We start from the raw sequence: 24698 nt of genomic DNA, 5'->3' as shown, positions 1-24698 counted from the left end.
CTTAGTGGTTATGAATATCAAAGCCAGATTTGGCTTGCTCAGATGCTAAGAAAAAAGCACCAGATACAACAACGCGAGTTTGTGGGGATAAACCACGAATAAAACTCAGTCCGCGTTGACGCTCCACCACAGAAACTTCTACTGCACTAAATCCACCATCTTGCTCGATAAACACCTGCCAATCACCGTCACCACTGCGTGTTAACGCCGCATCTGGCACAATAAACCCAAGCGGCTCTGCCCCTTGATTTGCTGCTAGGTATAATTCGGCAAACTCACCAGCATGTAAGTCATGCCCAGGGTTTGCCATACGCACTAATACTTGCTCAGTGCGGGTTTGCGAGTTAATTTCATGCGAACGTCCAATAATGACACCCTCTCGAGTGCGGCTTCCCACTCGCACCAAAACATCGGTGCCCATGTTGACTTGATCTGCTTGAAATGGCGTCAGTTCTGCCTCCACCCACAAATACGATTCATCGGTTAGTTGCATTAAAGGTGTGCCCGCGGTTAGCACTTGTCCTAATGTGGCAATATCTTGCTGAACCCGACCATTTATGGGAGCCAATAACTGAAACTGACCAATTGAACTTGGCGATGTTGCTAGCTCGGTTATCTGTTTTGTGGACATCATTACCGACTGTAAAATGGCACGTTTGAGCTCTGCGTTGACTTCGGTTTGCATACGCTGGCTGGCACTAATCGTTCCTTTGCTCATGCGCTTTATGCGATCCCACTCCGTTGCAGCATTAACGTAATCGGCTTGCGCCGCAGCAATATCTGCCCCGCCGATAGTCAATAATGGTTGGCCTTTTTGCACCTGTTGCCCTGGCACCACATGGCGCTTAAGCACCTGCATATCTAATTGCGGCGCTATGGTGATAGTTTTGTCTTTATCTACAACCAGCTGAGCGGTGGCTACAGCCTGTAAATTAAACGCGGTCGCACTTAACTGTGCCACTTCCACTCCCGCGAGTTGGCGCTGTTCTGCACTTAAGGTTAACAACGACTCTTGATGAGCCGCCTCTGTTGATTCACTGCTGGCTTGCACAGGCGAACTAGACAGTGCAAATAATGATAACAATAGCGCTGCACTGAACAATAATGCCCGCGAAACGCTGGAGTTAGTGCGGTCATATTTTCGAATGCTTGGCGGAGAGATGGGCTGAGTGCTTGGCGCAACATTTAACTGAGCATGACTCACAAAATGATTCACTAAATGGCTCAACATAGCGTTGGCATTTAATGCTGCCAATAAAGGTAGTGCTGGGACTGATTTGATTTTCATGGTTAATCCTAAAAACAATCTAGACCGTCGACAATAAATATCAACGGAAATAGGCTTAGCCACCGTCATTCAAGCGAGATATCACGCCATGATGGAATGCAGAAAAGCATTCATTAGCACAATAACAGCGAATATAGAGGTGAAGCTAAACAGTAAAAACGTGTTCTAAAGGGATTAAACGATAGGAGGGCGATAAGTAGGGAAAGACTCAGGAGGTAAATAGTTAAGTTTGGTATCGGTAAAAAGGTCATGAAAATGTTCACTAACAACATTATCGTTAAGCTTAGCAAGTGCCACATGACCACCATGACACTGACAATCTAAACAGACATCAACTTGCTCAACATCGGTAACATTGTCAGCATGCTGATGATCATCATTTACCGAATGCAGCAATGAACCGTCAAGTGCACAAATACAATCGACACACTCGGCGAGGCTTATCACTTCGGTAGTAAACTGAAGATGTGGATGGTTATTTTGCTCTTCGCTGCTGTTACCCGCGTGTAATTGATGCGCACCTAAATTGGCACCCACAAATTGCAGTAGTACTAAAGCAATCAATAATTTGGCTATGTTAGCCATAAAAGGCAAAACGGTATGACTCAACCACCCACTCCTAAACGATATTATTTAAATACGCAGTGCTTTGCGTAATCAGCGGCTTCATTTGCTGTCCAATCGCCACTTTCTTTTTCTTTCATTTGCTTACACCAAGCATCGCTGCCGACTTCAGGTGCACAAGCGGTAAGACTAAGGGTTAATAACAATGCGCTTGAAGCAGCAACTAATTTTGATAAAGACATAAATAAGCTATCCTTTTCTAATAAATATTCGGAATTTGTTGACCCTTTTCGGTATCAACAAACCATAAACTAACACTTTGAACGTTTAGCAATCCACGCAATAGCATCTTGTTTTTGCGATAACGGAAACCATGCTACCTCACCTTGCATAAATGGTCCCATTAAACGTACAGCATTACCCACCCAATCTGGGCCGCCAACAAACACTAGCGCATCAAAAGCAGGTAATTGCACTTCGCCACTGCCGGTTAATGAACCAAAGTCCCAGCCTTCGAGCAATACGTCGGCTTCGATATACAAACACACCTGGTCCCAATCTTTACGATAGGCACGAATAGCAGGCTGTAAACGGGTACGGTAATCTGGCGCAGATAAGCGACCACTGACAAATAAGCTAATGACACCCTTGGTAATATCGGGGATTTGACACAACATAACGCTAACTCCAGCCTGATCATCAGGCGATAGAACAGGCTTTATACGGTGATGCTATCGTGTAAAGCAATAATGGCGCTCATGATAGCAAAACTCTGCAATTGATTTCATTAAATATGTAATAACTCAGAGCGCAGTCAGAGTTTTACTGGTGACGTGGCGAGTTAACGCTAAGACTCATAAATGGCCACCGCTGAAATACATACCCAATTACGGTATAATGACCTGATATTGAATAAATTTAAGGGGACTTCCTCAACAGAATGATACAAATTACTCAACGAGTCATATTGCAAGACAACGAAGTCGAATGGCAGTTTGTTCGCTCAAGTGGCGCTGGCGGCCAAAATGTCAATAAAGTATCGACCGCGGCCCAGCTTAGCTTCGATATTGCGTCATCGTCTTTGCCTGAATTTTATCAACAAAAGCTGTTAGCCAAAGCCGATCACCGCATTACTAAAAGCGGAAAAATTGTCATTAAATGTCAACAATCAAGAAGCCAGGATTTTAATCGCCAAACCGCGTTAGAACAATTTATTGAGCTGGTAAAAAGTGTCGGCATAGTACAAAAGAAGCGCATACCGACCAAAGCGACCAAAGGCAGCCAAACAAGACGAATAGAAACCAAAAAGCAACGTGGCGCCACCAAAGCTATGCGTCAAAATAAAACCGGCTATTAATGCATATTTAGCCGTGAGATGAACATTTTTAGGTTTACCACGCGCGCATCTTCAGTAAGAATGGACTCATTCGCTTATCGCCCACTACACAGGAAGTCCCATGAGCAGCACTACCAAAGTTTTAGTGATTAACGGCCCTAATCTAAATTTGCTTGGCCGTCGCGAGCCGGGTCACTATGGCCATCAAACCTTAGCCACTATTGTGAGCGATTTAACCGATGCCGCAAACCAGGTTGGTGTTACGTTAGAGCACATTCAATCGAACGCTGAATACCAGCTTATTGATGCGATTCATGCAACCGATGCCCAGTTTATTATCATCAATCCTGCTGCATTTACCCACACCAGCGTAGCCCTGCGTGACGCGATACTCGGCGTTGCCATTCCGTTTATTGAAGTGCATTTATCCAATGTGCATGCGCGCGAACCTTTTAGACACCATTCGTATTTTTCAGACAAAGCCCTAGGGGTTATTTGTGGACTAGGTGCACAAGGTTATGATTTTGCTCTGCAAGCAGCGATTAAGTACCTAAAAGAGCACAGCAAAAGTTAATCTGATTTGAGTAAGCTAAAAGCCGACGTCAGCATTGTTTATAGTGGACTCTTTAGTCAATGGAATAGCGAGAGCGATGACTTGCCACGTTTTTTAGAGGCGACAGTTCACGTTCCCGCCGTTATCGATACAGAGTTTGGCTTTATTGCTCGGATCAAAAAAGCCAAAAACCAAGTATTAACCTACTGCATATATCATCCTGATATTCCTGACGACGATGGCAATGTGAGACCACCGTTTGATGGGACGGTTAATACCCAATCGACCTGAAGATGCTCGATTTCAGCAAGAGTTTACACACGTTTAGGCAAGGCATTGATTGCGGGTAATGGTTGTTCCCTTTCCAAAATCAATAACGCAGCATAAACGCGTGTAAAACTTGCCCTTTGGGAGTTTCACCGTGTTCCCACTACGTTGTTGCGCTAATTTATAAGGTGCCTACATTACCGCATTAACGCGCCTAGTATTGAAAATACGGTGAAGCTCTGAAACATGCATCGTCAGGTTGATTGGGTATCGATCAAAGAAAACGATTGGCGCTTTTACTTGGGTGATTGCATTTGGGCGCCCGTGAGTAATAAGCTCGGTAACTGGCGAATGACGCTTGAACTCAATGGCAAAATTGTTGCCGACAAAACCTTTAAGGTATATCTCCCCGAATAAAGTGAAGCTTTATCGATAATCTCACTACCACATTAACGATGATTGCATTTCGACTCCAGTAAACAACAAAGTCGGTAACTGGCGAATGACGCTTAGGCTTAATGGCAAAATTGTTGCCGACAAAACCTTTAAGGTATTTATCCGCGAATAAAGTGAAGCTTTATCGATAATCTCGCTACCACATTCAAGGTGATTGTTTGCTATACTCCGCGCAAATTGCCCCGCCATTATCGAGTGTCCATGTCTATTCAAGCTGTTTTAACTGATGCGTTAGCGAAACGCGCTGCCTTTTTTGAGCACGCTAAGCAACATAACACCGATTGTTATCGGGTATTTCATGGCACTGTAGAAGGCGAAAATGGCCTTAATATTGACCGTTACGGCGATGCGTGGTTAATCCAAACATTTCACCAGACATTATCAGACGAGCAACTGGCAGAGATTTCAAGTGTGCTGACCGCTCATGCTGACTTTCATATCGTTTACAACGATCGCTCAGGCAGCCACTCACGAGTCGCCAACGCTGGCGTAAACGAAGCCCAGGATTACGCCCAAACCGAACAAGTTATCCGTGAAAACGGCATTCTATTTACCTCTAAGCTACGCCATGAAGGTCAAGACCCGCTGTTGTTTTTAGACATGCGTATTGGTCGTGAATATGTGTGCGACAACAGTAATGGTAAAACCGTGCTCAACCTGTTTTCGTACACTTGCGGCATTGGTATTGCCGCAGCCATGGGCGGCGCGCGTAAAGTGATGAATGTCGATTTTTCATCATTTGCACTTGAAGCTGGGCTAAAAAATGCCGAGTTAAACAAGGTCACAGATGTGTGTGAATTTGTGCAAAGCGATGCGTTTCCGGCGCTGCGTCAATTAGCGGGTTTACCCGTTGGCGGACGTCGTAATCAAAAACTGCCTAAATTCCCAAAACTGCGAGCAATGCAATTTGATTTAGTGTTTTTAGACCCACCACGCTTTGCTAAAAGCGCTTTTGGCATTGTCGATTTAGTGAATGATTACCAGGGTTTATTTAAACCTGCAGTGCTCACCACTAAAGCAGGTGGTAAGATTGTGTGTTGTAATAATGTCGCCAAAGTTGAACGCCAGGCATGGTACGACAGCCTGGTGCGCTGCGTTGAAAAACAGGGGCGTAAAGTCACTGCTACACAGTGGTTAGACTGCCATCAAGACTTCCCTGCATTTGATGATAATCACCCATTAAAAATTGTCGTGCTGACGATAGATTAATCGACAGTCTATCGACTATTGACGACAAACAATTCAGCCACCCAAAAGGTGGCTGAATTGTTTGGTTAACCCAAAAACTGACTTACGAGATTGATTTGTGGATTCCCCACGGCACTCGTTGCGCTGTAATTACGCGCATCTAAACTCGTAAAGCTTTTGTCTAAAATGGTATCTACGTATTGCCAATCACTGCGTACTGCATCTGCTGTGAAAGTCAGTAATAAATAACCGCGATCTTTTAAGTTAGCGTATTTAAGGTCGCTAATTAAGCCCACAATGGCCGCTTCGGTTGCAGGCATCTCAGCATCAGACAAACCTAAATAATACTCAAGCCCAGGTGACGATACTGAGCTGGTAGCAAATTCAACACCCACGACACTTCCGTTGGTGTCTGTTAACTCACTTGCCCAGGCATTATGGGTGTCGCCCGCAATTACCACTAAATTATGATTTAACGATTTGGCGGTCGCGTAAATCACTTCACGCTCGTAGGCGTAACCGTCCCACGCGTCTAAATTGTACGGAATAGATGGCAATTGTAATAATACCATCACCTCTGGGGTCAACTTGTCTTGATTAGCTTGTAAGTACGCCAGTTGTTCTGCCGTTAATGTACTGTCCCCAGCTTGTGCTCGCCCTGCCAATTGGGCTATTCCGGCAAGTTCAGCAAATTGTGGAATACTCATTTGCTGGGTCGCTATGGCGGCTGGCATTAACATTTTACCCATTAACACCTGTTGTCCTAATACCTGCCATTTAGCAGTAGACTGCAACAAGGTTTGCTGTAACCACAATAGTTGTGTTTGCCCTAGTAGCGTGCGGTTGGTGTCGGTGACCGCAGTCAAAAATGTGTCACTGTTAAACGATCCGGTGGCAGGGTCAATGTAGTCGCCGTATTCTAATTGTTTGTCGCGACCCAGCACACGAGTATCGAGCATGTGCAAATCAACCAAGTTACCGAAATTAAAACTTCTGTAGATTTCTTCATGATTACCTTCACTCCAGGGGCGGATTGGCAGCCACTCAAAATAAGCTTGCAGTGCAGCAGCTTTGCGTTGGTCAAAATCACCTTCACCGTCGTTATGATTTTCAGCGCCATCTTTCCAGGTATCATTGGCGACCTCATGGTCATCCCACACCGTAATAAACGGCACTTTAGCATGCAGTTTTTGTAAACTGGCATCACTTCGGTATTGGCTGTATCGAGTACGATAATCGGCTAACAAAAACAGTTCACCCTCAGGTAAAACTTCACGCCCTAATGTGGCAGCATTTTCGCTGGCATATTCACCACGAGCATATTCATACAAGTAATCTCCTAAATGCACCACGGCATCTAAATCATCTTGCTGAGCAGCCATTTCGTACACATTGAAATAACCCGCAGGGAAATTGGCGCACGACATTACCGCAAGCTTAACCGAATCAACACTGCCCTGTGGTAAAGTGCGAGTTTGCCCCACCTCCGATACGTTTTCGCCCGCGTTAAAGCGATAAAAATATTGCTGGCCGGCCACTAATCCCACGGCATCAATTTTAACGGTATAGTCGCGGCTATCATTAGTAACAGTTTTGCCATTTGTGACCAAATCAGTAAAGTCACTGTCTGTCGCCACTTCCCATGACACCGTTATATCGCCTGGCGTATCTGGAGTGACTCGCGTCCATAAGATCACGGCATCTGTTGCTGGATCACCACTGGCAACACCTTGTAAAAACTGACCTGAAATAACATCGTCGTCATCACTATTACAACCCATTAAACCGTAAGACACGACAACAGCACCAACGCCCTTGGCCGACATAGCTAGAAAATCACGACGAGTGACAAACCGTTTCATAAACAAATCCTTATTTTTACTATTCACATGCGGCTATGTCAGTCATAGCCAAAGAGGTCTAATGAGCGCCTATTGTGAAAGTAAACGATGACATAACAGTGACAAAATCATGACAACCCCGCCTTGCCTGCACCCGTAAACGATTTGCAAATAATGCCTGTTCATACGCGGCTTTTTAACGTGAAGCGAACTGGCTAAAAATTAAATTGCGTACAATGTAGTTGCATTTTAATTTTCGCTTAGTTATAGTGAACACAATTAGATTGCGCACAACTTAAATTATCCATAACTTAAAATAGTTTACTTATACACGAGGTTTATTATGTCAACGTTATACACCACTTCAGCAACAGCATTAGCCGGCCGTAATGGTCAAGTTTCTACCGACGACAAAAAAGTCGACTTACAATTAAGTTACCCAAAAGAAATGGGCGGCAGCGGCGAGTTTACTAACCCAGAACAATTATTTGCCGCAGGTTATGCTGCATGTTTTTCTAACGCAATTTTGCACGTTGCGAGCCAAGGAAAAGTGGCCATCAAAGCGGCGCCAACTACAGCAACGGTAGGCATTGGCCCTAACGATAATGGCGGATTTGCACTTACAGTCGCCCTTGCAGTTGAACTTGATTTAGACCAGGAAGCAGCAGAAAAACTGGTTAAAACAGCACACCAAGTTTGCCCATACTCAAACGCAGTTCGTGGCAACATCGATGTAAAATTAACCGTTAATGGCCAAGCGATTTAACGCAAAAAGTTACTGCGTAAGGTGTGTTTAGCCAAAAAAAAACCAAGACGCGAGTCTTGGTTTTTTGTTGTTGGATACCTAGAGAGTTGTAACTACGCCTTAATACTCATTAAAATATCGAGTGCGCGCAAGCGGTGCTCGTTGCGGTATAAATCGTTAGTAAACATCACTTCATCTACGCCAAGCTGCTCAACAAACACTTCTAAACGATGTTTAATGGTCGCTGGGCCGCCGCAAATAGATAAGCTCAAGAAGCTATCGACATAGCTTTTCTCTTGCTCGCTCCACAATCCATCCATGCTGTCGATGGGCGGTTTTAGCCACATTTCCTGGCCGCGAATAAGCGCTAAAATACGTTGCTTTGATGTGGTGCTTAGGAACTGCGCTTCGGCATCGGTAGGCGCTGCCACTAACGGTAAGCCAACCATCACATAAGGTTTAGCAAGCACTGCCGACGGGGTAAATTCACGGCGATATAGCGCAATGGCTTCTGATAAAAAGCGTGGCGCAAAATGGCCCGCAAACACATACGGCAAACCACGTTGCGCCGCGAGTTGCGCACTGAACAAGCTTGAGCCGAGTAACCAAATCGGTACATTGGTATTCTCGCCCGGAATAGCCCTTACCGCTTTAGCTTGCCCAATTTGGCGCGCTTCACGTGGGCCGAGTAATGATTGCAGCTCACTGACCTCATTGGGGAAATGCTCTGCCCGCTGAGTATCACGATTAAGCGCTAAGCTGGTTACCGGGTCACTGCCCGGCGCTCGGCCTAGGCCTAAATCAATCCGGTCTGGATACAAACTGGCTAAAGTACCAAATTGCTCTGCCACCACCAGCGGCGCATGATTAGGCAGCATAATGCCACCCGCGCCCACTCGAATGCGCTTAGTGCCACCCGCAATATAACCAATCAAAATTGATGTTGCCGAGCAAATAATGCCTGGCATATTGTGATGTTCGGCTAACCAAAAACGATTAATTCCCAGACTTTCTGCATGCTGGGCATAACCTAAACTGTCTTTTAAGGTATCGGTGATGGTGGAATCTTCGCGCATTGGCGCAAGTTCGAGTAGCGAAAAAGGAATATCAGCCAATATAGACATCATGGCTCCTTATTTGAATAGTAAAAATCGGGCTAAAAGGCTTGTAGCATCTCGGGAGTAAATTCGTCGGTATCGATAGTAAAACCCGCAGCTTCAATCGCTTGCTGTAATTTATCGAGCTCATTATTGACGTTAGACATGGTTAAGGTGTTGTTATCTAGCTCGTAAACTATCGCCAAACTTTGATAATAAAAACTCAATATCACTAAGGCGTCACGGTTATTGTCTTTGGCCGCTTGTTGCACCGCTTTGAGTTTACGGAAAATTTTGTTTTGCAGCTGTTTGAGTTGCCACACGTAATACACTTCATAAAATTTAGCTTTTTCGCGCAGGTTGCGGATCAATAAACTGCAAACCATTAACGCTAAAATGACGCCAGTAAAATTAAGATGAAAATTCCCCGAAGACTCTGCGCCAGGTAACGGCTTAACGCCAAAGAAATAAATCATCAACTGACCAAACACTAACGACAAAATGGCCAGAGTAACCACTAAGCCAATCTGCACCTGATTGTTAACTGAACGGTATTGGCTTTTATCTATTTTAACTAACTTCATTTTGTTACTCGCACATTTCACACTACAGAATTATGCATAGCTTAACGTGCAGCCAAGCCAGAACAAAAGAGTAAATAGATTTAAATCAGATTAAAAAGACACAAGCCCTTAAATCATCAATAATTTAAGGGCTTACAGTCATTACAAAAATAAGCTTACTAGGGCCTGTTGATCTTAATTACGGCCTGCCATTACGCCGCCATCAACATCCCAAATTGCGCCAGTCACCCAGCCCGCTTGTGGAGACAATAAAAACGTTACGCTGTTTGCGACATCAGCAGGTGTACCAATGCGGCCAATAGGGTGGAATCCATTAAAGCCCGCCAATGCGCTTTCAACATCTTTTGGCTCAATGAAGGCTTCATAAATTGGGGTAATCACTACCGCTGGCGACACAGCGTTCACGCGGATATTATGCTCTGCTAATTCCATCGCCATATGTTGAGTCAGTGCATGTAAACCGGCTTTTGCCATAGAATAAGCACTCGACGGAGTCGCTTTAATGGCTTGCTTGCCCCACATAGAGCCAATATTAACAATACTGCCACCGCCAAACTTAACCATATTTCTAGCAACAGCTTGCGAAATCACAAATATCGCTTTGTTAAGCTCCATGTAAATGTCGTAGTCACTCAGTTGATGCTCTAAAAATGGCTTAGGGTTGAAATAACCTGCCGCATTAACCAAATAATCTATTTTACTGTCCAGCGCATCAATCATATCAACCACGCGCTGTAAATCTTGTGCGTTGTATAAGTTAGCTTGAACACCACTCACACTGCCAAGTGCTGATAACTGCTCAACTGCGGCGTCAAGCTTTTGAGGGTTGTTGCCGACAATAATTGTGGCACTGCCTTGGGAGATTAATTGCTTAGCGGTTTCAAAACCAATGCCACTGGTACCGCCAATAATTAATGCTGTTGTTTGAGTGAATGCTGTCATTTGTTGACACCTAAGTTACGAATAAGTGTGATAAGCTTATTGAGAAACTATCCATTTGAATAGTAAGTACAATTTAGTTCCATAGGTACTTTTAGGTACATATTGATGAATACAAAAGAAAAATTATTTCCGCGAAAGTCTGCCCCAGAAAAATCAGCCAGAATGGTCGAAACGATTTACGGCTGCAAATGGTCGTTAACTGTGTATCAGTTGCTCGCCAATAACATTAATCGTCCCGGTGAGATGGTTAAATCGGTTGATGGGCTCAGCACCAAAGTGCTTAATCAATGCCTGAAGAAAAACATTGAATTTGGGATTTTGAATAAAATTAACTATCCCGAAATCCCACCTCGAGTCGAATACGAAGTCACTGACTTTGGACAAAAATTTATGCGGATTTTAGACGACATTGAAAAGCTGCAACACGAAATTGATGCCTAGCCAGCAGGCTAAGCATCCATTATCTCTTTTCGTTTTAAACTTGTGATTATTCGCTGGCACCATTAAGCCAAACAAACTTAGGCAAGGCGGTTAAATCCAAACAATCTCCGCGCTTAGCAATCGCACTGCTTTTCGGCTTAGTGGCTTCATCTTGATTAAGCGCTTGTATTAACACTTGCTGTGCTTCGGGCTCACCATGTACCAGAATAATGGCGGGTGAGTCTTCAAAGTGATGATACCAACGCAGCAACTCAGCTTGGTCTGCATGGGCAGACAAACCGCCGACGGTGTGAATACGCGCAGCCACTTTGACACTTTGGCCATGAATGGTCAGCTCTTCTGCGCCATCCACCAATAAGCGCCCTGGGGTGCCTAATGCCTGATAACCACAAATAATAATGTCGGCTTCTTTACGCCATAAATTATGCACAAAGTGGTTACGAATACGGCCACCATTACACATGCCGCTTCCCGCTATCACTATTAACCCTTCGTGTATGTCGTTAAGCTCAATAGATTCCTCGGTGCTGCTGATAAATTCCGCACAAGACAACAACGGATGCTTGCCAGGAGATAAACGCGTAAAGCGCTTAAAGTCTTCGTCCATTAACGGGTAATTGTTCACGTAAACTTGTGTGGCTTTAATCGCCATTGGGCTGTCTAAGCAAATACGCCAGCGCGATAAATCCCATTCTTTGGCATACAAATGGAATAGATACAGCAACTCTTGTGCTCGGCCGACTGAAAATGCTGGAATTAAAATATTACCGCGACTTTCACTAATGGTCGTTTTAAAAATGGATTTAAGCTCAACCAGAGTGTCTTGCCAGCTGCGGTGTAAACGGTTGCCGTAAGTGCTTTCCATCAACACTAAATCAGCTTTATCGATAAAGGTGGGGTCATCCAAAATAGGCATACCTGCACGGCCTAAGTCACCGCTAAACACCAATTTTTTCTGTTCGGGTTGTTGCCCTAGCCACAACTCAACCACAGCAGAACCCAAAATATGCCCCGCATCAGATAAACAGACTTCTATTTCGTCTGCCACCTTTACTCGCTGACCATAATCAAGAACCACAAACTGGGTTAACACCTGCTCGACATCTTCTTCCGTAAACAATGGCTCGAGCTCTTCTAAATCGTGCTTAGCACGCTTTTTATTGGTCCTTTCTGTATCACGCTCTTGTAGCATCGCAGCGTCGCGCAACATAATGTCGCATAATTGTGCCGTCGCCCGTTGAGTGTAAATGGGGCCGCTATAACCTTGCTTGACCAAATAGGCGAGCCGTCCTGAATGATCAATATGGGCATGGCTTAACACCACCGCGTGAATTTGCTCTGCTTGGAATGGAAAGGGATCATGATTACGTAATTCATCCGCTTTACCGCCTTGAATAAGTCCGCAATCAAGCAACACTTGCTGACCACCAACCGTAAGTAAGTGGCATGAACCGGTAACCTCTTCAGTCGCACCGAAAAACTGCAATGTCATTTGCATAATGTCACTCCTCTCAATTTACGTTTTAAACAAAGCCCTTAAGTTAAGCCTATGCCATTTGCAGAATAAAATAGCGATCTAGGTCAAAGAAACACCCAAAAAGTGATCGTAACCACACCAAAATAAAAAATCACATTAAATGCATAATTAACCACAAGTTAACAACTAACCTCATGCGTTAACCACTTGTTAACACGGATTTATACTAAGTCATTGATGATTAATTTTTATGAGCAATATCGCTCTTTTTGAGCATATTTCACTTTGAGAAAACTTAATGTGTTTGCTACTCTGCATCGCCTCAATGGATAGATGAGTTAATGGACTAAACTGTGCTTACTCAAACAACAAGACAAGAGATTAAAATGAAAAAGACTTTAGTTGCTGCATTAATTTCAAGCGTTCTGATTGCGCCTTCAGTTTCGGCAACAGAAATTTTTAAAGACGACGTTAACGCCGTTCAAATTGGTGGTTTTGTTGATGCTCGCGTGATCAACACTCAAGGTGAAACGGAAGTGGTTAACGGTGCATCTCGTATTAATTTTGGTTTTGAACGTCAATTGCATGATGGTTGGAAAGCCTATGCAAAATTAGAATGGGGCGTTAATCCTGTTGGTAGCACAGACATTGTTTACAACAATCGTTTTGAGTCCATTCAAGAAGAGTTTTTTTATAACCGTTTAGGTTACGCTGGTTTGTCACACGACGAATACGGCAGCCTCACTATTGGCAAGCAATGGGGTGCTTGGTATGACGTGGTATACAACACTAACTATGGTTTTGTATGGGACGGTAATACAGCAGGTGTTTACACCTATAACAAAGACGACGGCGCAGTAAATGGTGTCGGCCGCGGTGACAAAACCGTGCAATACCGCAACAGCTTTGGCGACGTAAGCTTTGCAGTACAAGTACAGTTAAAAAACAGCGAGTTTTATACCTGTGACATTGAAGATATTACCGAAGACGCTTGTATAGATTTATGGACTTCTGGTGCAGTTGAGGCGCAAAAAGTTGAATACAACTATACCTACGGTGGCGCATTAACTTACCAGGCAACAGACAAATTAGTATTCACTGCGGGTGTAAACCGTGGCGAATTTGATGTGACGTTTGGAAACGGCAACACTTCTACAGCAGAAGACATCATTTACGGTATGGGGGTTACCTGGGGTAACTTCGACCAACATGGTTTATACGCTGCAGCGAACATTAACCACAACGAAAACCACGACACCGATAATATTGGCCGTTTAATTGATAAAGCTGTGGGTGTTGAGTCGTTATTCTCATATATGTTTGATAATAATATCCGTACCTTTGTGTCTTACAACATCCTTGATGCGGGTAAAGACTACGTGATTCAGCCTAACTACAATGCCGATCCTGAAGACGAATTTAAGCGTCAATTTGTGGTAATGGGTTTGCACTATGTATTTGACGTTAATACCGTTGTTTACCTAGAAGCTCGTCGTGATTACAGCGATTTCACCAGCGCCGACAAAGATCAACAAGCAAGAATGGAGCTGTCTGAAGATGACGGTGTCGCCATTGGTATCCGTTACTCACTTTAATGTTTATGAGTAATGGCATCTTAAGTGATATCGCCTAGGTTTTATCGCTTGGGTTTTACCGCTTAAGTGCAGACAAAAAAAGGTTCGACATCACTGTCGAACCTTTTTTATTGGGCTAGAAAAACCACATAAATAATCATTTCTAAAATGACAATCTAATACCATTTCCATTAATTATGTGGCCAATCAGAGTCACTCAGATTGTTCAGTTTGAGGCGCATTGTTGAAATAATGGTTATTCCCTTTTAAGGCAATGCAACAAAGAAATGAACGGTCTGAGTGTCTCCTGCAAGGCGGGTTTCTGTGCCTTCTATGCTGCTTAATAGCATTTTGACGTAGAGCAACTATGTCTTCAATCCTATTACTTGCCTAGAAGGCACAGAATTCCCGCTGAATGACCAGATAATTAGTGGAATTGGTATAATAGCCAGTTAAGCAACCGTTGGCTCATCAACAATGGTCACTTTCTCAACCACTATTGGCTCACGCGGTACATCTTCATGCCCTGCTACCGTGGTGGTTTTTACACGTTCCATTTGCTGAATAACGTCCATACCCGCAGTCACTTTGGCAAATACCGCATAACCCCAACCGGCATTAGTGGTGCCTGTATGGTCTAAAAAGTCATTGTTAGCCACATTAATAAAAAACTGCCCTGTCGCTGAATGCGGTGCATCTGTACGCGCCATCGCTAAAGTACCGATCACATTTTTTAAGCCTTTGTTGGCTTCATTGGCAATCGGGTCGCGGGTTGGCTTTTCTTTCATTTTGGCGGTTAAGCCACCGCCCTGCACCATAAAACCTTTAATTACCCGATGAAATATCGTGCCTTCATAAAAGCCATCCTGGCAATACTTTAAAAAGTTCTTCGATGACACTGGCGCGCGTTCCATTTCCAATTCAACGGTAAAATCGCCAAGGTTGGTGCTAAAAATAATCATAAAATGCCCACAAGGTTAAACACAACAATAGCGGCCATTATAGCCGCTATTGTGACTGTCTAGTTTGAGTTTATTGTGCCGTTTGATTAAATAACCTGAGCTAGGGATAATAAACGCCTTTCAAACAGTCCTTTGCCCTGCTAACTGCGTTGAATCGACTTACAATAGGCTAGCTATTGACGCGTCAATTCGCCTTGTTAGCTGAACAAATGACAAGCTTGAAAGTGAGGAGTGGTAACATGTTGATTTTAAATAGTATAAATTCATCCCTTATTCCGAACTCAGGTTAAATAAATCCATCGCAGTATGCGTCATAGCACGAACACCGGTGCGAATAGTTAATTTGTAATCAGGTGCAAATTGACTTGAATGCAAAGATGGTAGCGCATTGCCCGAGTCAACACTGGCCTGATATTGCTTAGGATCAACGCCGCCAAGCCAAAAGATCGTAATCGGGCGTTTTTCAGGGGTGAGACCATACAAACCAAAGTCTTCACCTGCCATCACCGGTGGCGCAATAAGCACATTGTCACTGCCAAGCTCTGCTTCAATACTGGCTTTTACCTTAGCGGCGAGCGTTGGGTCGTTGTACGTTGATGGAATAGTTTCATCGTCATGCACATACACTACTGGCGCTAACTCATCAGGCAAGCCAGCACTCATCGCAATACCCGCGGTGATACGTTTAATAGCCGCAATTTGTTGTTCGCGCACCTCAGGGTTATATGAGCGCAAGGTGAGCTGAAGCTTTACTTCATCTGAAATAATATTGTGCTTTGAGCCGCCATGAATTGAGCCCACCGTGATGACATTAGGCTCTAACGGCGACACTTCACGGCTTACTATGGTTTGTAATGCCAACACAGTGCGCGCAGCAAGTACCACGGGGTCAACAGTGGCATGCGGATAAGCGCCATGGCCGCCCTTGCCTTTAATGGTAATATCAACCGAGTCGACATTCGCCAATGCATAACCGCTCACAGTACCGACTTTGCCGGCAGGAATGGACGCACTCACATGCAAACCAATGATGCTGTCTGGCGTGGGGAATTGACTAAATAGCCCCTGTTTTAGCATGGCTTTGGCGCCGCCACCCACCTCTTCTGCGGGTTGGGCCACCATCATTAATGTGCCCTGCCAATCGGCTTTATGTTTTACCAATTGCTCAGCCGTACCAATAAGGCTGGTCATATGAATATCGTGACCACAGCCATGCATAATACCCACTGTATTATTATTTGCATCGACCGTGGTGACGGTTGAGGCGTAATCCTTTCCGGTTTGTTCAATAATCGGTAAGCCGTCAATGTCAGCGCGGATCATCACTACCGGCCCTTCTCCATTTTGCAATATGCCGACCACACCATAACCGCCAAAATTAGACGTTACTTCAAACCCAAGCTGCTTAAGCTCTGTGGCCATACGCTCGCTGGTGGCTTTTTCTTGGTACGACAACTCAGGATGCTGGTGTAAATGCAGGTAAAGCTTTTCCAGCTTAGGTAAGGCTTGAGCTACTGATTGATCTAGCTTGGTATTCGCCACAGCATTCAATGACAGTGACGAAGCAGTAAGTGCAAGCGCTAATATGGGGTAAGCAAGACGTAGGCGGGTCATATTATTATTCTTAAATGTCGGGAATTGAGTATGTTAACCTATCACAAGCTCACGCTAGGTGGTAAGACGTTTGAGCGACATCATTGCCAATGCATAATAAAAATAAGGGAAGCCAATGAAAATGATTACCGAAACACCCAGACTCATTATCCGAGAGTTCACCCTTGAAGATGCCCCCGCGGTGTTGCACTTTAATACCCCAGAGCAAGTGAATCGATATACCGGCGATGCTGGCGTGTGCACCACATTAACGGATGCCGAAAACATCATCCGCAATATTTGGCTGGTGGAATATCAACAGTATGGTTTTGGCCGTTGGGCGGTAGTCATTAAAGACACCAATACTGTGATTGGCTTTTGCGGTTTTAAAAATGAAACTCGTATTAATGCCGTCGATATTGGCTATCGTTTACATCCAGATTACTGGGGTATGGGTTTAGCCACTGAAGCCAATCAGGCATGTATTGATTATGCTAAAGCACACATGGATTTAGACATTGTTTATGCCGATGTGGCGGACGCGAACACAGGTTCAATTAATGTCGTCACTAAGCTTGGGATGGTTTATCACTCGCAGTATCAAGAAGGCGAATTTACCTTTAATCGGTATGCTATTTCACTCAAAACTGGTGGTTCTGCGGATAACAGCTAACCCAAATAAAAATCCCTTAATAGAGCCACTATTAAGGGATTTTTAGTATTCATTTAACGTTAACGATGGCGAACAAGTCGTTACATTTTGAGCTGCACATTCGAGGTCATTTTAGTCGAGCACGCCAATACAAAACCTGCAGCAATTTCTTCAGCGGTTAATGCCATCTTGCTAGACGACACAGTAGTGCCTGACACAACCTGACATTTACATGCACCACATACGCCCGTTCGGCAAGCCGCTATCATCGGTAATTTTGCAGACTCTATGCCGTCAAGTAAGCTTTGATCGCCGCTTAATTCAACCTGCTTATCACCAATACTCAACATAAACCGTTCAGTTGATGGATTACTGTCTAACGCCGCTTTTAAGCCTAGAGCGCTACTTGCGCCAAAGCTTTCTTGATTAAACTGACTCATATCAAATTCGGCGGTTTCAAGCATTAATTTTACCGCAGCCATATAGGGCTCAGGTCCGCACACAAATACAGTACGTTGTTGATAATCGGGTACTAACTTGACTAAGGTTTCTAAGCTTAAGCGACCACCTTCGCAACCTGTAGAGGTATGTTTAGCGGTTAAATCTTGCTTATTACTGTCGGACTCAAGTACATAATTAAGATTAAAACTCGGGCTTCGAGATGCCATTGACGCCATCGAATCGGCAAACATAATGTCATGAACCGTTTTGGCGCTGTGTACAAAAGCAATATCGCTGTCGGTCGTGGTATCGCACAACCAGCGCGACATAGAATGCATTGGCGTAACACCACAACCGGCACTTAACAATAAGTACTTATCGGCTTCAATGTCGATCAAGTTAAATATGCCATCTGGGCCCGTTACCGTCACATCATCGCCAACATTGAGCGACTCTGTTAAGTAATTAGACACCAAACCACCAACGATTTTTTTAACGGTAACCACTAACGAAAATGGTCGTGAAGGTGACGATGAAATAGTGTAACTGCGATAAACTTTGTCGCCATTAATGTCGAGTTTAAAGGTAATAAACTGTCCCGGTTTAAAATTAAACTTAACCGGTGTCAGTCCTTGAAATCGAAAGCTCACCACATCATGGGTTTCATTCCACTTTTCAATACAGCGAAGTTGCACTTCTCCTCGTTGCCAGTTTTCAGCAGCCCAAAGTGCCTTCGAGCCTGTCAATACAGGCGGTTGCACCGTAGGCGAGGTCTTGAAAACAGGGGTATCGATAACAGGAGTCACCTTTTTTGCCGCTTGGGCAGAAAGCGCTTGTGAAAATGAAAAACCAATTGAGGGAGCACTACTCATTTTGACACCTTTAACGCAGTAAAAAATACCGAGCGCGATATGAACTTCTCATATCGCCTGTAATCGTTATCGTGCAAATACGTGTAACATAAATGCACGATTTTTAGGGCGAATTACGCCACTTTCATCATCGCTTTTAAGTCTGACGCAACATCAGTAGTGCCACGTAAACCAAACTGCTGCTCTAAAATAGTCATTAGATTGTCAGATAAAAATGCTGGCGCAGTAGGCCCTGTACGGATGTTTTTCACACCTAGCGATAACAGAGTTAACAACACTACAATGGCTTTTTGCTCAAACCACGACAACACTAGGCTCAACGGTAAATCGTTAAGGTCACACTCAAAAATATCTTTTAATGCTAAGGCTAACTGGATAGCAGAATAAGCATCGTTACATTGGCCCACATCTAATAAGCGTGGTATGCCATTGATGTCACCAAAGTCTAATTTATTGAATTTGTACTTACCGCAACCTAAGGTCAAAATAATTGAATCGTCAGGCACTGATTTAGCTAAATCGGTAAAGTAATTACGCTCTAACTTGTCGCCATCACAACCGCCAATTAAGAAGAAGTGCTTAATAGAACCATTCTTAACGTTTTCAACTACGGTTGGTGCCGCTGCCATTAAGGCATTACGGGCAAAACCGATGGTGATCATGTGTGGAATTTCGTCATAAGCAAAACCTTCAAGTTCAAGGGCTTTGTTAATCACTTCGCTGAAATCATCACCTTCAACGTGAGTCACACCAGGCCAACCTACGATACTACGGGTATAAATACGGTCAGAATATTCGCCGACTGTAGGGTCGATAATACAGTTTGAAGTCATCACAACTGCACCAGGGAAAGTGGCAAATTCTTTTTGCTGATTTTGCCAAGCGCCGCCGTAGTTACCGACTAAATGCGAGTATTTTTTAAATGCTGGGTAAGCAAGTGCTGGTAACATTTCGCCGTGAGTAAAGACATTAATGCCCTTGCCTGCGGTTTGCTCAAGAATAAGCTCTAAGTCTTTCATGTCGTGACCAGACACTAAAATCGCTTTACCTTTAACAGATTTGGTATTCACTTGTGTTGGCTCTGGATGGCCAAAAGAGGTGGTTTCGCCTAAATCTAACATCGCCATAATGCGGTAGTTTAGTTGGCCAATTTCCATTGCAGTCGCAAATAACTTGTCTGCATCAACAGAGTCTTCGCCTAAAAATGCCATAATTTTATGGAACTCAGCAGCCACATCAACATCAGTTTGATCTAATACGCGAGCATGCTCCATATAAGCCGCAGCGCCTTTTAAGCCATATAGGCATAATAAACGTAAGCCTAAAATGTCTTCATTTACGTCACCACGATTAAGCAGTGCAATGGGTGCTTGAGCTAAAATTTCAGGTTTTGATGTCGCCAGTAATAGTTCACCTTGGCCACTCACCATTTCTGGTTCAACGCCTTTGCTTTTACAAGCAGCAATGTAAGCCGCTTTTAATTGGTCGCGATACGTCTGTGCCTGGTAGGCATAATCAATTAAGCGTTCATCGTCGAAGTTTACGTTAGTTAACGTGGCAAAAAAGGCTTTAGGCACAAAAGTGTCAATGTCGTTATCTACAATGCCAAACTCACGCGCTTTAACAGCATAAGCCGACACGCCTTGTAGCATATAGATTAATAAATCTTGAATATCAGACGTCGACGCTAGCTTGCCGCACATACCTTGCGAGTAACTACAGCCATTGCCTTCTGGTGTTCTAATGGTTTGCTCACATTGCACACAAAACATAACTCTACTCCTCAAATATTATTTATTCATGTATAAATTTTACATGTTAAGGATGAGTTTACTCTTTACTCTGTAAATCGAAACCCGTTTTTAGGGCCAATGTTGCGTTTTATGAGCCAAATCACCTTAAGCATTTACTGATATAAACCAGAAAAACGACTCGCTGTTATACATTTTTTGATGAGCCATAACCCGTCTTTGTTGATATTTACTGCGGCCACGAACCTTAAATTTGGCTTATAACTCACCTTAAAATATTTTCCTGTTACCCCTTAAATAAACGTAGAATTACCTCATTAACGACTCATAAATCAGGATGAATAGATGAAAACCAAACTTAATGCGATTGCATCAGCCCTCTTCTTATTACTTGCCCCAGCGGCAATGGCTGCCGATGTTGCGGTGATCACCTTAGAAAACGGCACTAATGTCCGCCTAAAAGACGACTTCACCTGGGAATACATTATTACCGAAACCGTGGCGCAACCTGCAGCGGCAATTCAGACACCCACAGTGCCAGTTGCCACTACTGCACTCGCTGCGCAAGCAACCAGTGCGGTGAATACTGCTGATGCTAAAATGGCTGTCGATACCACAAACGCCAAGCCTGCGGTCGTAACGACGGTGACGCCAATGGCTACCACGCGTTTAACCGCCAGTGCGATGGCACAACCTGAATTAATGGGCCGCACGGCAAGAGATGGCATTACAATCACCCTTGCAAACACTCAATGGAAAGATAACGAATTAGGTTTAGTATTTGATTTTGACAGCACCAGTGGCGAACATGTCATCGTGGTGAATGTCGAGGCCAGTTTCTTTAACGATCAGGGTGGTTTAATCAAAACCGAAACCCTAGAAGCCTGGGAAGCCATTGTCCGCATGCCAGAAACGTATTTACGTAAAGGCCAACACCGCCAATCGCCAGTGTTATGGGTAGAAGGAATTAATCAACAACAATGGCAGCAAAAGCTCATCAGCTTAAAAATTGTTGAAATTGAATCGCGCTAAGGCAGTTATTCTGATTAATCAAATCAAGCTTTAAGCGTATCAACCAAAAAAAGCCCAGATGAAATAGTATTTCACCTGGGCTTTTTTAAACATCATCAAGTCATGTTAATTCAATAATTCATGTTCTTTCGGTAACTGCTTACTAATCCACAATATCAATTTATGTTTACGGTTGGGGCCGTCGTCTTTATCTTCGGCAAGCGGTTGTATTAGCTTATCTTGCACTAATAATCGATAAATACATTCCACTTTGTCTTTAGGCGAAATACCTTTACCAAAATCGTCAAAGCCACGTTTTTGTGCGTAACCCATCCCAATCTCCATCGCGAGCTTGAGCAATTGTGTATCATGCTTACCAGCTTTCATCTAACGCCCTCATCATGCTTTTTCTCTCTTTTAAACTACGTGAAAACTCACAAATAGCCACTAGAATTCACCATAAACAGCACTAAAACCCAACAAATATCACCCTTGGTAAGTTTGGTTACAAAAATTAATCTTCGTTAATCGCATTACCCTATGCCTACAGCCGTAGGCTTGGTATTGTATCAAGGTATTTACTTTCGTTTTTATGGTCACTATTTTGCGGTATTTACCACATTTGAAATAGGCATAAAAGCACTACAATCGGGCCGTGCCCAAGGATATATTAATGCGTAAAACTCTTATTACCACTGCCGTAAGTGCGGCATTGATGCTTAGTGCGTGTTCAGAACCAACAGCAGACACCGCAATGACTAGCAAAACCACAGCAGAAGCACCAACAACAACGACCAAAGCACCTGCAACCGCCGAAAACGCGCTGTTAGTCGCAAGCCCATTACAATACATGGCGCCGCAGTTTGACAAATTTAATGCAGCTGACTATCTACCTGCCTTTGAACAAGGTATGAAAGAGCACAAAGCTGAAATCGCAGCCATTACTAACAACGCTGACGCACCAACGTTCGAGAACACCGTTGTGGCACTTGAAAAAACCGGCGCGATATTAGACCGCACTCAGCGCGTGTTTTTTAACCTTACAGGGTTAATTTCAGACGACAACTTCATTAGTGTTGAAGAGCAAGTTGTGCCTCAGTTGACCGCACACATGGACAACATCTACCTCGATGAAAAGCTGTTTGCCCGCATTCAAGCCATTTACAAAAACAAAGCCACATTAACAGGCGAAGACTTACGTTTAGTAGACGTCTATTACGAACGCTTTGTGCGCGCAGGTGCTGAATTGTCAGCAGAAGACAAAGCCCAAATGCGTGAACTAAACGGCGAGCTTGCTAAGCTTGAAACCAGCTTCTCACAAAACGTTTTAAAGTCATTTAAAGATGACGTGATTGTGGTTGAAGACAAAGCCATGCTCGACGGCTTGTCAGACAATGACATCGCATCATTAGCGGCAGCAGCAAAAGCGGCAGGCAAAACCGGTTACATGATTACTCTGGTTAACACCACCACCCAACCGTTACTGTCTAGCCTTAAAAACCGCGACTTACGTAAACAGCTTTGGGAAACTTCAGCTTATCGCGCAATGGACACCAACAGCCCGCTTAACATCAAAATCGCCCAACTGCGTGCACAAAAAGCCAAACTATTAGGTTACCCAACCTGGGCCGCTTACTCTACAGGCGACCAAATGGCGCAAAACCCAGAAGCGGTTTATGGCATTTTAGATGACTTAGCACCTAAAGCTTTAGTTAAAGCCAAAATTGAAGCCGCTGATATTCAAGCCGAAATCGTTAAAGACGGTAAAGACTTTACCCTTGAAGCATGGGACTGGGCTTACTACGCCGAAAAAGTTCGCGCTGCAAAATATGACCTAGACGACAGTCAAGTTAAGCCATACTTTGAAATGAATACCGTACTAAACGACGGCCTATTCTTCGCGATGGAAAAACTGTACGGCATCACCTTTAAGTCGCGTAACGACTTACCTGTATGGCACAAAGACGTTACCGCTTATGAAATATTTAACAAAGACGGCAGCTCACTAGGCTTGTTCTATCTTGATATGTACGCGCGTCAGGGTAAACGTGGCGGTGCATGGATGGATGAATTTGTTAGCCAGTCATTCTTAAAAAACACCAAACCAGTCGTGTATAACGCGCTTAACGTGCCAAAACCTGCTGAAGGTCAGCCAACGCTGTTAACCTTTGACGAAGTGAGCACGTTATTCCACGAGTTTGGCCACGCGATTCACGGCTTATATTCACAAGTTAACTACCCAAGCCTAGCTGGGACCTTAACCGCTCGTGACTTTGTTGAGTTTCCATCACAAGCAAACGAAGACTGGAGTATCGACCCTGCCGTGCTAGCGAACTATGCTAAGCACTACCAAACAGGCGAGCCTATTCCTGCCGAGTTACTGGCTAAAGTATTAAAAGCGCACACCTTTAACCAGGGGTTTGGCACCGTTGAATACTTAGCAGCTGCACTGCTTGATATGGAATGGCACTCAATTCCTGCTGGCACTGAAATTACCGATGTTGCTACCTTTGAAAAACAAGCACTGGCAAAACATGGTTTAGACTACAGCCCAATCGCACCGCGTTATAAAACCACCTACTTTAGCCACAGCTTCGGCGGCGGTTACTCTGCTGGTTACTATGCCTACCTGTGGACCGAAGTGTTTGCCGCAGACGCGTTTGCCCACATGATGGCGAACGGTGGATTAACCCAAGAGAACGGCCAAAAATACCGCGACACCGTATTGTCAAAAGGTAACAGCCAGGATCTAATGCAAAGCTACATCGACTTTGCCGGTAAAAAACCCTCAACAGACGCGCTATTAAAGCGTCGTGGTTTAGTGCACTAAGCACTATATTGTTGTCACAACCTCTACTGCTGAACATATTTGGCAGTAGAGATTGCTAACAAGCACAACGGAACGCAGCAAAGCAAAACGGCGATAGAGACAACACGCTAAAACGCATTGAAAGAATAAAAAGAGCAAAAATCACCCAAACGCAGCCCTTTTTGAGCGATATTGCACATTTGTTGCGCCATCGCACACTTCAAGGCTTTACATTTTCGTGAATACCCTTATTA

Annotated in this window: 26 protein-coding genes and 1 pseudogene; 13 read left to right on the top strand and 14 right to left on the bottom strand. The window is 44.1% G+C overall.

What is annotated here, in order from left to right:
• Position 1: 1 nt before the first annotated feature.
• The 4 genes from ACROAE_RS09620 to ACROAE_RS09605 all read right to left on the bottom strand — a co-directional run bounded on the left by ACROAE_RS09620 (position 2) and on the right by ACROAE_RS09605 (position 2529).
• Complete coding sequence (locus ACROAE_RS09620; RefSeq protein ID WP_432401137.1) at positions 2-1288, bottom strand: efflux RND transporter periplasmic adaptor subunit; 1287 nt, start codon at positions 1286-1288, stop codon at positions 2-4.
• Between the two features lie 174 nt (positions 1289-1462).
• Positions 1463-1873 (bottom strand): hypothetical protein, encoded by a 411-nt coding sequence (locus ACROAE_RS09615; protein WP_011639006.1) that lies wholly within the window; start codon positions 1871-1873, stop codon positions 1463-1465.
• A gap of 44 nt (positions 1874-1917) precedes the next feature.
• Positions 1918-2094, bottom strand: a complete 177-nt coding sequence (locus ACROAE_RS09610) for a DUF3012 domain-containing protein (RefSeq protein ID WP_160056019.1) — start codon at positions 2092-2094, stop codon at positions 1918-1920.
• 69 nt (positions 2095-2163) lie between these two features.
• Positions 2164-2529, bottom strand: a complete 366-nt coding sequence (locus tag ACROAE_RS09605; RefSeq protein ID WP_160056017.1) for an STAS/SEC14 domain-containing protein — start codon at positions 2527-2529, stop codon at positions 2164-2166.
• Between the two features lie 263 nt (positions 2530-2792).
• Between ACROAE_RS09605 and arfB the strand changes: the two genes are divergently transcribed.
• The 6 genes and pseudogenes from arfB (at position 2793) to ACROAE_RS09575 (ending at position 5673) form a co-directional block, all read left to right on the top strand.
• Positions 2793-3209 (top strand): alternative ribosome rescue aminoacyl-tRNA hydrolase ArfB, encoded by a 417-nt coding sequence (gene arfB, locus ACROAE_RS09600; RefSeq protein ID WP_188956206.1) that lies wholly within the window; start codon positions 2793-2795, stop codon positions 3207-3209.
• A gap of 100 nt (positions 3210-3309) precedes the next feature.
• On the top strand, positions 3310-3762 hold the full coding sequence (aroQ, locus tag ACROAE_RS09595; protein ID WP_432401134.1) for a type II 3-dehydroquinate dehydratase: 453 nt from the start codon (positions 3310-3312) through the stop codon (positions 3760-3762).
• A gap of 6 nt (positions 3763-3768) precedes the next feature.
• Complete coding sequence (locus ACROAE_RS09590) at positions 3769-4032, top strand: DUF3859 domain-containing protein (RefSeq protein WP_432401132.1); 264 nt, start codon at positions 3769-3771, stop codon at positions 4030-4032.
• Positions 4033-4275: 243 nt separating this feature from the next.
• Positions 4276-4425, top strand: a pseudogene (locus tag ACROAE_RS09585) (DUF3859 domain-containing protein); the annotation flags it as partial.
• Positions 4426-4456: 31 nt separating this feature from the next.
• Positions 4457-4576: a DUF3859 domain-containing protein gene (locus ACROAE_RS09580; protein ID WP_432401175.1), complete on the top strand. Its 120-nt coding sequence runs from the start codon at positions 4457-4459 to the stop codon at positions 4574-4576.
• A gap of 89 nt (positions 4577-4665) precedes the next feature.
• Positions 4666-5673, top strand: a complete 1008-nt coding sequence (locus tag ACROAE_RS09575; protein ID WP_432401130.1) for a class I SAM-dependent rRNA methyltransferase — start codon at positions 4666-4668, stop codon at positions 5671-5673.
• Positions 5674-5738: 65 nt separating this feature from the next.
• Here ACROAE_RS09575 and ACROAE_RS09570 read toward each other — a convergent pair whose 3' ends face one another.
• Entirely contained in the window at positions 5739-7514 is a 1776-nt protein-coding gene (locus ACROAE_RS09570; RefSeq protein WP_432401128.1) for an alkaline phosphatase D family protein, read from the bottom strand.
• A gap of 322 nt (positions 7515-7836) precedes the next feature.
• Between ACROAE_RS09570 and ACROAE_RS09565 the strand changes: the two genes are divergently transcribed.
• Positions 7837-8259 carry an organic hydroperoxide resistance protein gene (locus tag ACROAE_RS09565; protein WP_238106423.1) on the top strand — a complete coding sequence of 141 codons (423 nt, stop codon included), beginning with the start codon at positions 7837-7839 and terminating at the stop codon, positions 8257-8259.
• A 92-nt stretch (positions 8260-8351) separates the two neighbouring features.
• Here ACROAE_RS09565 and ACROAE_RS09560 read toward each other — a convergent pair whose 3' ends face one another.
• From ACROAE_RS09560 to ACROAE_RS09550, 3 genes are all read right to left on the bottom strand, one after another.
• Complete coding sequence (locus tag ACROAE_RS09560; RefSeq protein WP_432401125.1) at positions 8352-9362, bottom strand: LLM class flavin-dependent oxidoreductase; 1011 nt, start codon at positions 9360-9362, stop codon at positions 8352-8354.
• Between the two features lie 32 nt (positions 9363-9394).
• The gene (locus ACROAE_RS09555; RefSeq protein ID WP_432401123.1) at positions 9395-9919 is read right to left on the bottom strand and encodes a DUF3087 domain-containing protein; all 525 of its coding nucleotides are present in this window, start codon (positions 9917-9919) and stop codon (positions 9395-9397) included.
• Between the two features lie 174 nt (positions 9920-10093).
• Positions 10094-10861: an SDR family NAD(P)-dependent oxidoreductase gene (locus tag ACROAE_RS09550; protein WP_432401121.1), complete on the bottom strand. Its 768-nt coding sequence runs from the start codon at positions 10859-10861 to the stop codon at positions 10094-10096.
• 105 nt (positions 10862-10966) lie between these two features.
• Between ACROAE_RS09550 and ACROAE_RS09545 the strand changes: the two genes are divergently transcribed.
• Entirely contained in the window at positions 10967-11302 is a 336-nt protein-coding gene (locus ACROAE_RS09545; RefSeq protein ID WP_432401119.1) for a winged helix-turn-helix transcriptional regulator, read from the top strand.
• Positions 11303-11348: 46 nt separating this feature from the next.
• On the opposite strand, the gene ACROAE_RS09540 is transcribed toward ACROAE_RS09545, so the two are convergent.
• The gene (locus tag ACROAE_RS09540) at positions 11349-12800 is read right to left on the bottom strand and encodes an MBL fold metallo-hydrolase RNA specificity domain-containing protein (protein WP_432401117.1); all 1452 of its coding nucleotides are present in this window, start codon (positions 12798-12800) and stop codon (positions 11349-11351) included.
• A 365-nt stretch (positions 12801-13165) separates the two neighbouring features.
• Here ACROAE_RS09540 and ACROAE_RS09535 point away from each other — a divergent pair, with 365 nt between their 5' ends.
• Positions 13166-14374: a porin gene (locus tag ACROAE_RS09535; protein ID WP_432401115.1), complete on the top strand. Its 1209-nt coding sequence runs from the start codon at positions 13166-13168 to the stop codon at positions 14372-14374.
• A gap of 431 nt (positions 14375-14805) precedes the next feature.
• On the opposite strand, the gene ACROAE_RS09530 is transcribed toward ACROAE_RS09535, so the two are convergent.
• Both ACROAE_RS09530 and ACROAE_RS09525 read right to left on the bottom strand, forming a co-directional pair.
• Positions 14806-15315, bottom strand: coding sequence for a peptidylprolyl isomerase (locus ACROAE_RS09530; protein WP_432401113.1), 510 nt, complete (start codon positions 15313-15315; stop codon positions 14806-14808).
• A 270-nt stretch (positions 15316-15585) separates the two neighbouring features.
• Complete coding sequence (locus tag ACROAE_RS09525; RefSeq protein WP_432401111.1) at positions 15586-16929, bottom strand: M20 metallopeptidase family protein; 1344 nt, start codon at positions 16927-16929, stop codon at positions 15586-15588.
• A gap of 115 nt (positions 16930-17044) precedes the next feature.
• Here ACROAE_RS09525 and ACROAE_RS09520 point away from each other — a divergent pair, with 115 nt between their 5' ends.
• Positions 17045-17581, top strand: coding sequence for a GNAT family N-acetyltransferase (locus tag ACROAE_RS09520; RefSeq protein WP_432401109.1), 537 nt, complete (start codon positions 17045-17047; stop codon positions 17579-17581).
• 80 nt (positions 17582-17661) lie between these two features.
• Here ACROAE_RS09520 and ACROAE_RS09515 read toward each other — a convergent pair whose 3' ends face one another.
• Positions 17662-18873: an FAD-binding oxidoreductase gene (locus ACROAE_RS09515; RefSeq protein WP_432401107.1), complete on the bottom strand. Its 1212-nt coding sequence runs from the start codon at positions 18871-18873 to the stop codon at positions 17662-17664.
• Between the two features lie 113 nt (positions 18874-18986).
• Positions 18987-20645, bottom strand: a complete 1659-nt coding sequence (gene hcp / locus ACROAE_RS09510) for a hydroxylamine reductase (protein WP_432401105.1) — start codon at positions 20643-20645, stop codon at positions 18987-18989.
• 324 nt (positions 20646-20969) lie between these two features.
• Between hcp and ACROAE_RS09505 the strand changes: the two genes are divergently transcribed.
• Entirely contained in the window at positions 20970-21656 is a 687-nt protein-coding gene (locus ACROAE_RS09505; RefSeq protein ID WP_432401103.1) for a DUF3157 family protein, read from the top strand.
• Positions 21657-21761: 105 nt separating this feature from the next.
• On the opposite strand, the gene ACROAE_RS09500 is transcribed toward ACROAE_RS09505, so the two are convergent.
• Positions 21762-22022: a DUF5062 family protein gene (locus tag ACROAE_RS09500; protein WP_432401101.1), complete on the bottom strand. Its 261-nt coding sequence runs from the start codon at positions 22020-22022 to the stop codon at positions 21762-21764.
• Between the two features lie 153 nt (positions 22023-22175).
• Here ACROAE_RS09500 and ACROAE_RS09495 point away from each other — a divergent pair, with 153 nt between their 5' ends.
• Entirely contained in the window at positions 22176-22316 is a 141-nt protein-coding gene (locus ACROAE_RS09495; protein ID WP_432401099.1) for a hypothetical protein, read from the top strand.
• On the top strand, positions 22309-24465 hold the full coding sequence (locus tag ACROAE_RS09490) for a M3 family metallopeptidase (protein ID WP_432401097.1): 2157 nt from the start codon (positions 22309-22311) through the stop codon (positions 24463-24465). Before ACROAE_RS09495 ends, ACROAE_RS09490 begins: the two co-directional genes overlap by 8 nt.
• The last annotated feature ends 233 nt before the right edge of the window (positions 24466-24698 follow it).

The sequence above is a fragment of the Shewanella sp. MF05960 genome (assembly GCF_050849305.1).
GTDB lineage: Bacteria > Pseudomonadota > Gammaproteobacteria > Enterobacterales > Shewanellaceae > Shewanella.
The sequence above is the reverse complement of the archived record's forward strand: the minus strand, read 5'-3'. Positions and strand labels throughout refer to the sequence as shown.

Coding starts and splice junctions, on each gene's coding strand:
- aroQ (WP_432401134.1), top strand. CDS start 3,310: ATGAGCAGCACTACCAAAGTTTTAGTGATTAACGGCCCTAATCTAAAT.
- ACROAE_RS09570 (WP_432401128.1), bottom strand. CDS start 7,514: ATGAAACGGTTTGTCACTCGTCGTGATTTTCTAGCTATGTCGGCCAAG.
- ACROAE_RS09520 (WP_432401109.1), top strand. CDS start 17,045: ATGAAAATGATTACCGAAACACCCAGACTCATTATCCGAGAGTTCACC.
- hcp (WP_432401105.1), bottom strand. CDS start 20,645: ATGTTTTGTGTGCAATGTGAGCAAACCATTAGAACACCAGAAGGCAAT.
- ACROAE_RS09620 (WP_432401137.1), bottom strand. CDS start 1,288: ATGAAAATCAAATCAGTCCCAGCACTACCTTTATTGGCAGCATTAAAT.
- ACROAE_RS09550 (WP_432401121.1), bottom strand. CDS start 10,861: ATGACAGCATTCACTCAAACAACAGCATTAATTATTGGCGGTACCAGT.
- ACROAE_RS09495 (WP_432401099.1), top strand. CDS start 22,176: ATGCCTACAGCCGTAGGCTTGGTATTGTATCAAGGTATTTACTTTCGT.
- ACROAE_RS09605 (WP_160056017.1), bottom strand. CDS start 2,529: ATGTTGTGTCAAATCCCCGATATTACCAAGGGTGTCATTAGCTTATTT.
- ACROAE_RS09500 (WP_432401101.1), bottom strand. CDS start 22,022: ATGAAAGCTGGTAAGCATGATACACAATTGCTCAAGCTCGCGATGGAG.
- ACROAE_RS09530 (WP_432401113.1), bottom strand. CDS start 15,315: ATGATTATTTTTAGCACCAACCTTGGCGATTTTACCGTTGAATTGGAA.
- ACROAE_RS09610 (WP_160056019.1), bottom strand. CDS start 2,094: ATGTCTTTATCAAAATTAGTTGCTGCTTCAAGCGCATTGTTATTAACC.
- ACROAE_RS09545 (WP_432401119.1), top strand. CDS start 10,967: ATGAATACAAAAGAAAAATTATTTCCGCGAAAGTCTGCCCCAGAAAAA.
- arfB (WP_188956206.1), top strand. CDS start 2,793: ATGATACAAATTACTCAACGAGTCATATTGCAAGACAACGAAGTCGAA.
- ACROAE_RS09540 (WP_432401117.1), bottom strand. CDS start 12,800: ATGCAAATGACATTGCAGTTTTTCGGTGCGACTGAAGAGGTTACCGGT.
- ACROAE_RS09575 (WP_432401130.1), top strand. CDS start 4,666: ATGTCTATTCAAGCTGTTTTAACTGATGCGTTAGCGAAACGCGCTGCC.
- ACROAE_RS09505 (WP_432401103.1), top strand. CDS start 20,970: ATGAAAACCAAACTTAATGCGATTGCATCAGCCCTCTTCTTATTACTT.
- ACROAE_RS09560 (WP_432401125.1), bottom strand. CDS start 9,362: ATGTCTATATTGGCTGATATTCCTTTTTCGCTACTCGAACTTGCGCCA.
- ACROAE_RS09555 (WP_432401123.1), bottom strand. CDS start 9,919: ATGAAGTTAGTTAAAATAGATAAAAGCCAATACCGTTCAGTTAACAAT.
- ACROAE_RS09515 (WP_432401107.1), bottom strand. CDS start 18,873: ATGAGTAGTGCTCCCTCAATTGGTTTTTCATTTTCACAAGCGCTTTCT.
- ACROAE_RS09535 (WP_432401115.1), top strand. CDS start 13,166: ATGAAAAAGACTTTAGTTGCTGCATTAATTTCAAGCGTTCTGATTGCG.
- ACROAE_RS09490 (WP_432401097.1), top strand. CDS start 22,309: ATGCGTAAAACTCTTATTACCACTGCCGTAAGTGCGGCATTGATGCTT.
- ACROAE_RS09565 (WP_238106423.1), top strand. CDS start 7,837: ATGTCAACGTTATACACCACTTCAGCAACAGCATTAGCCGGCCGTAAT.
- ACROAE_RS09615 (WP_011639006.1), bottom strand. CDS start 1,873: ATGGCTAACATAGCCAAATTATTGATTGCTTTAGTACTACTGCAATTT.
- ACROAE_RS09525 (WP_432401111.1), bottom strand. CDS start 16,929: ATGACCCGCCTACGTCTTGCTTACCCCATATTAGCGCTTGCACTTACT.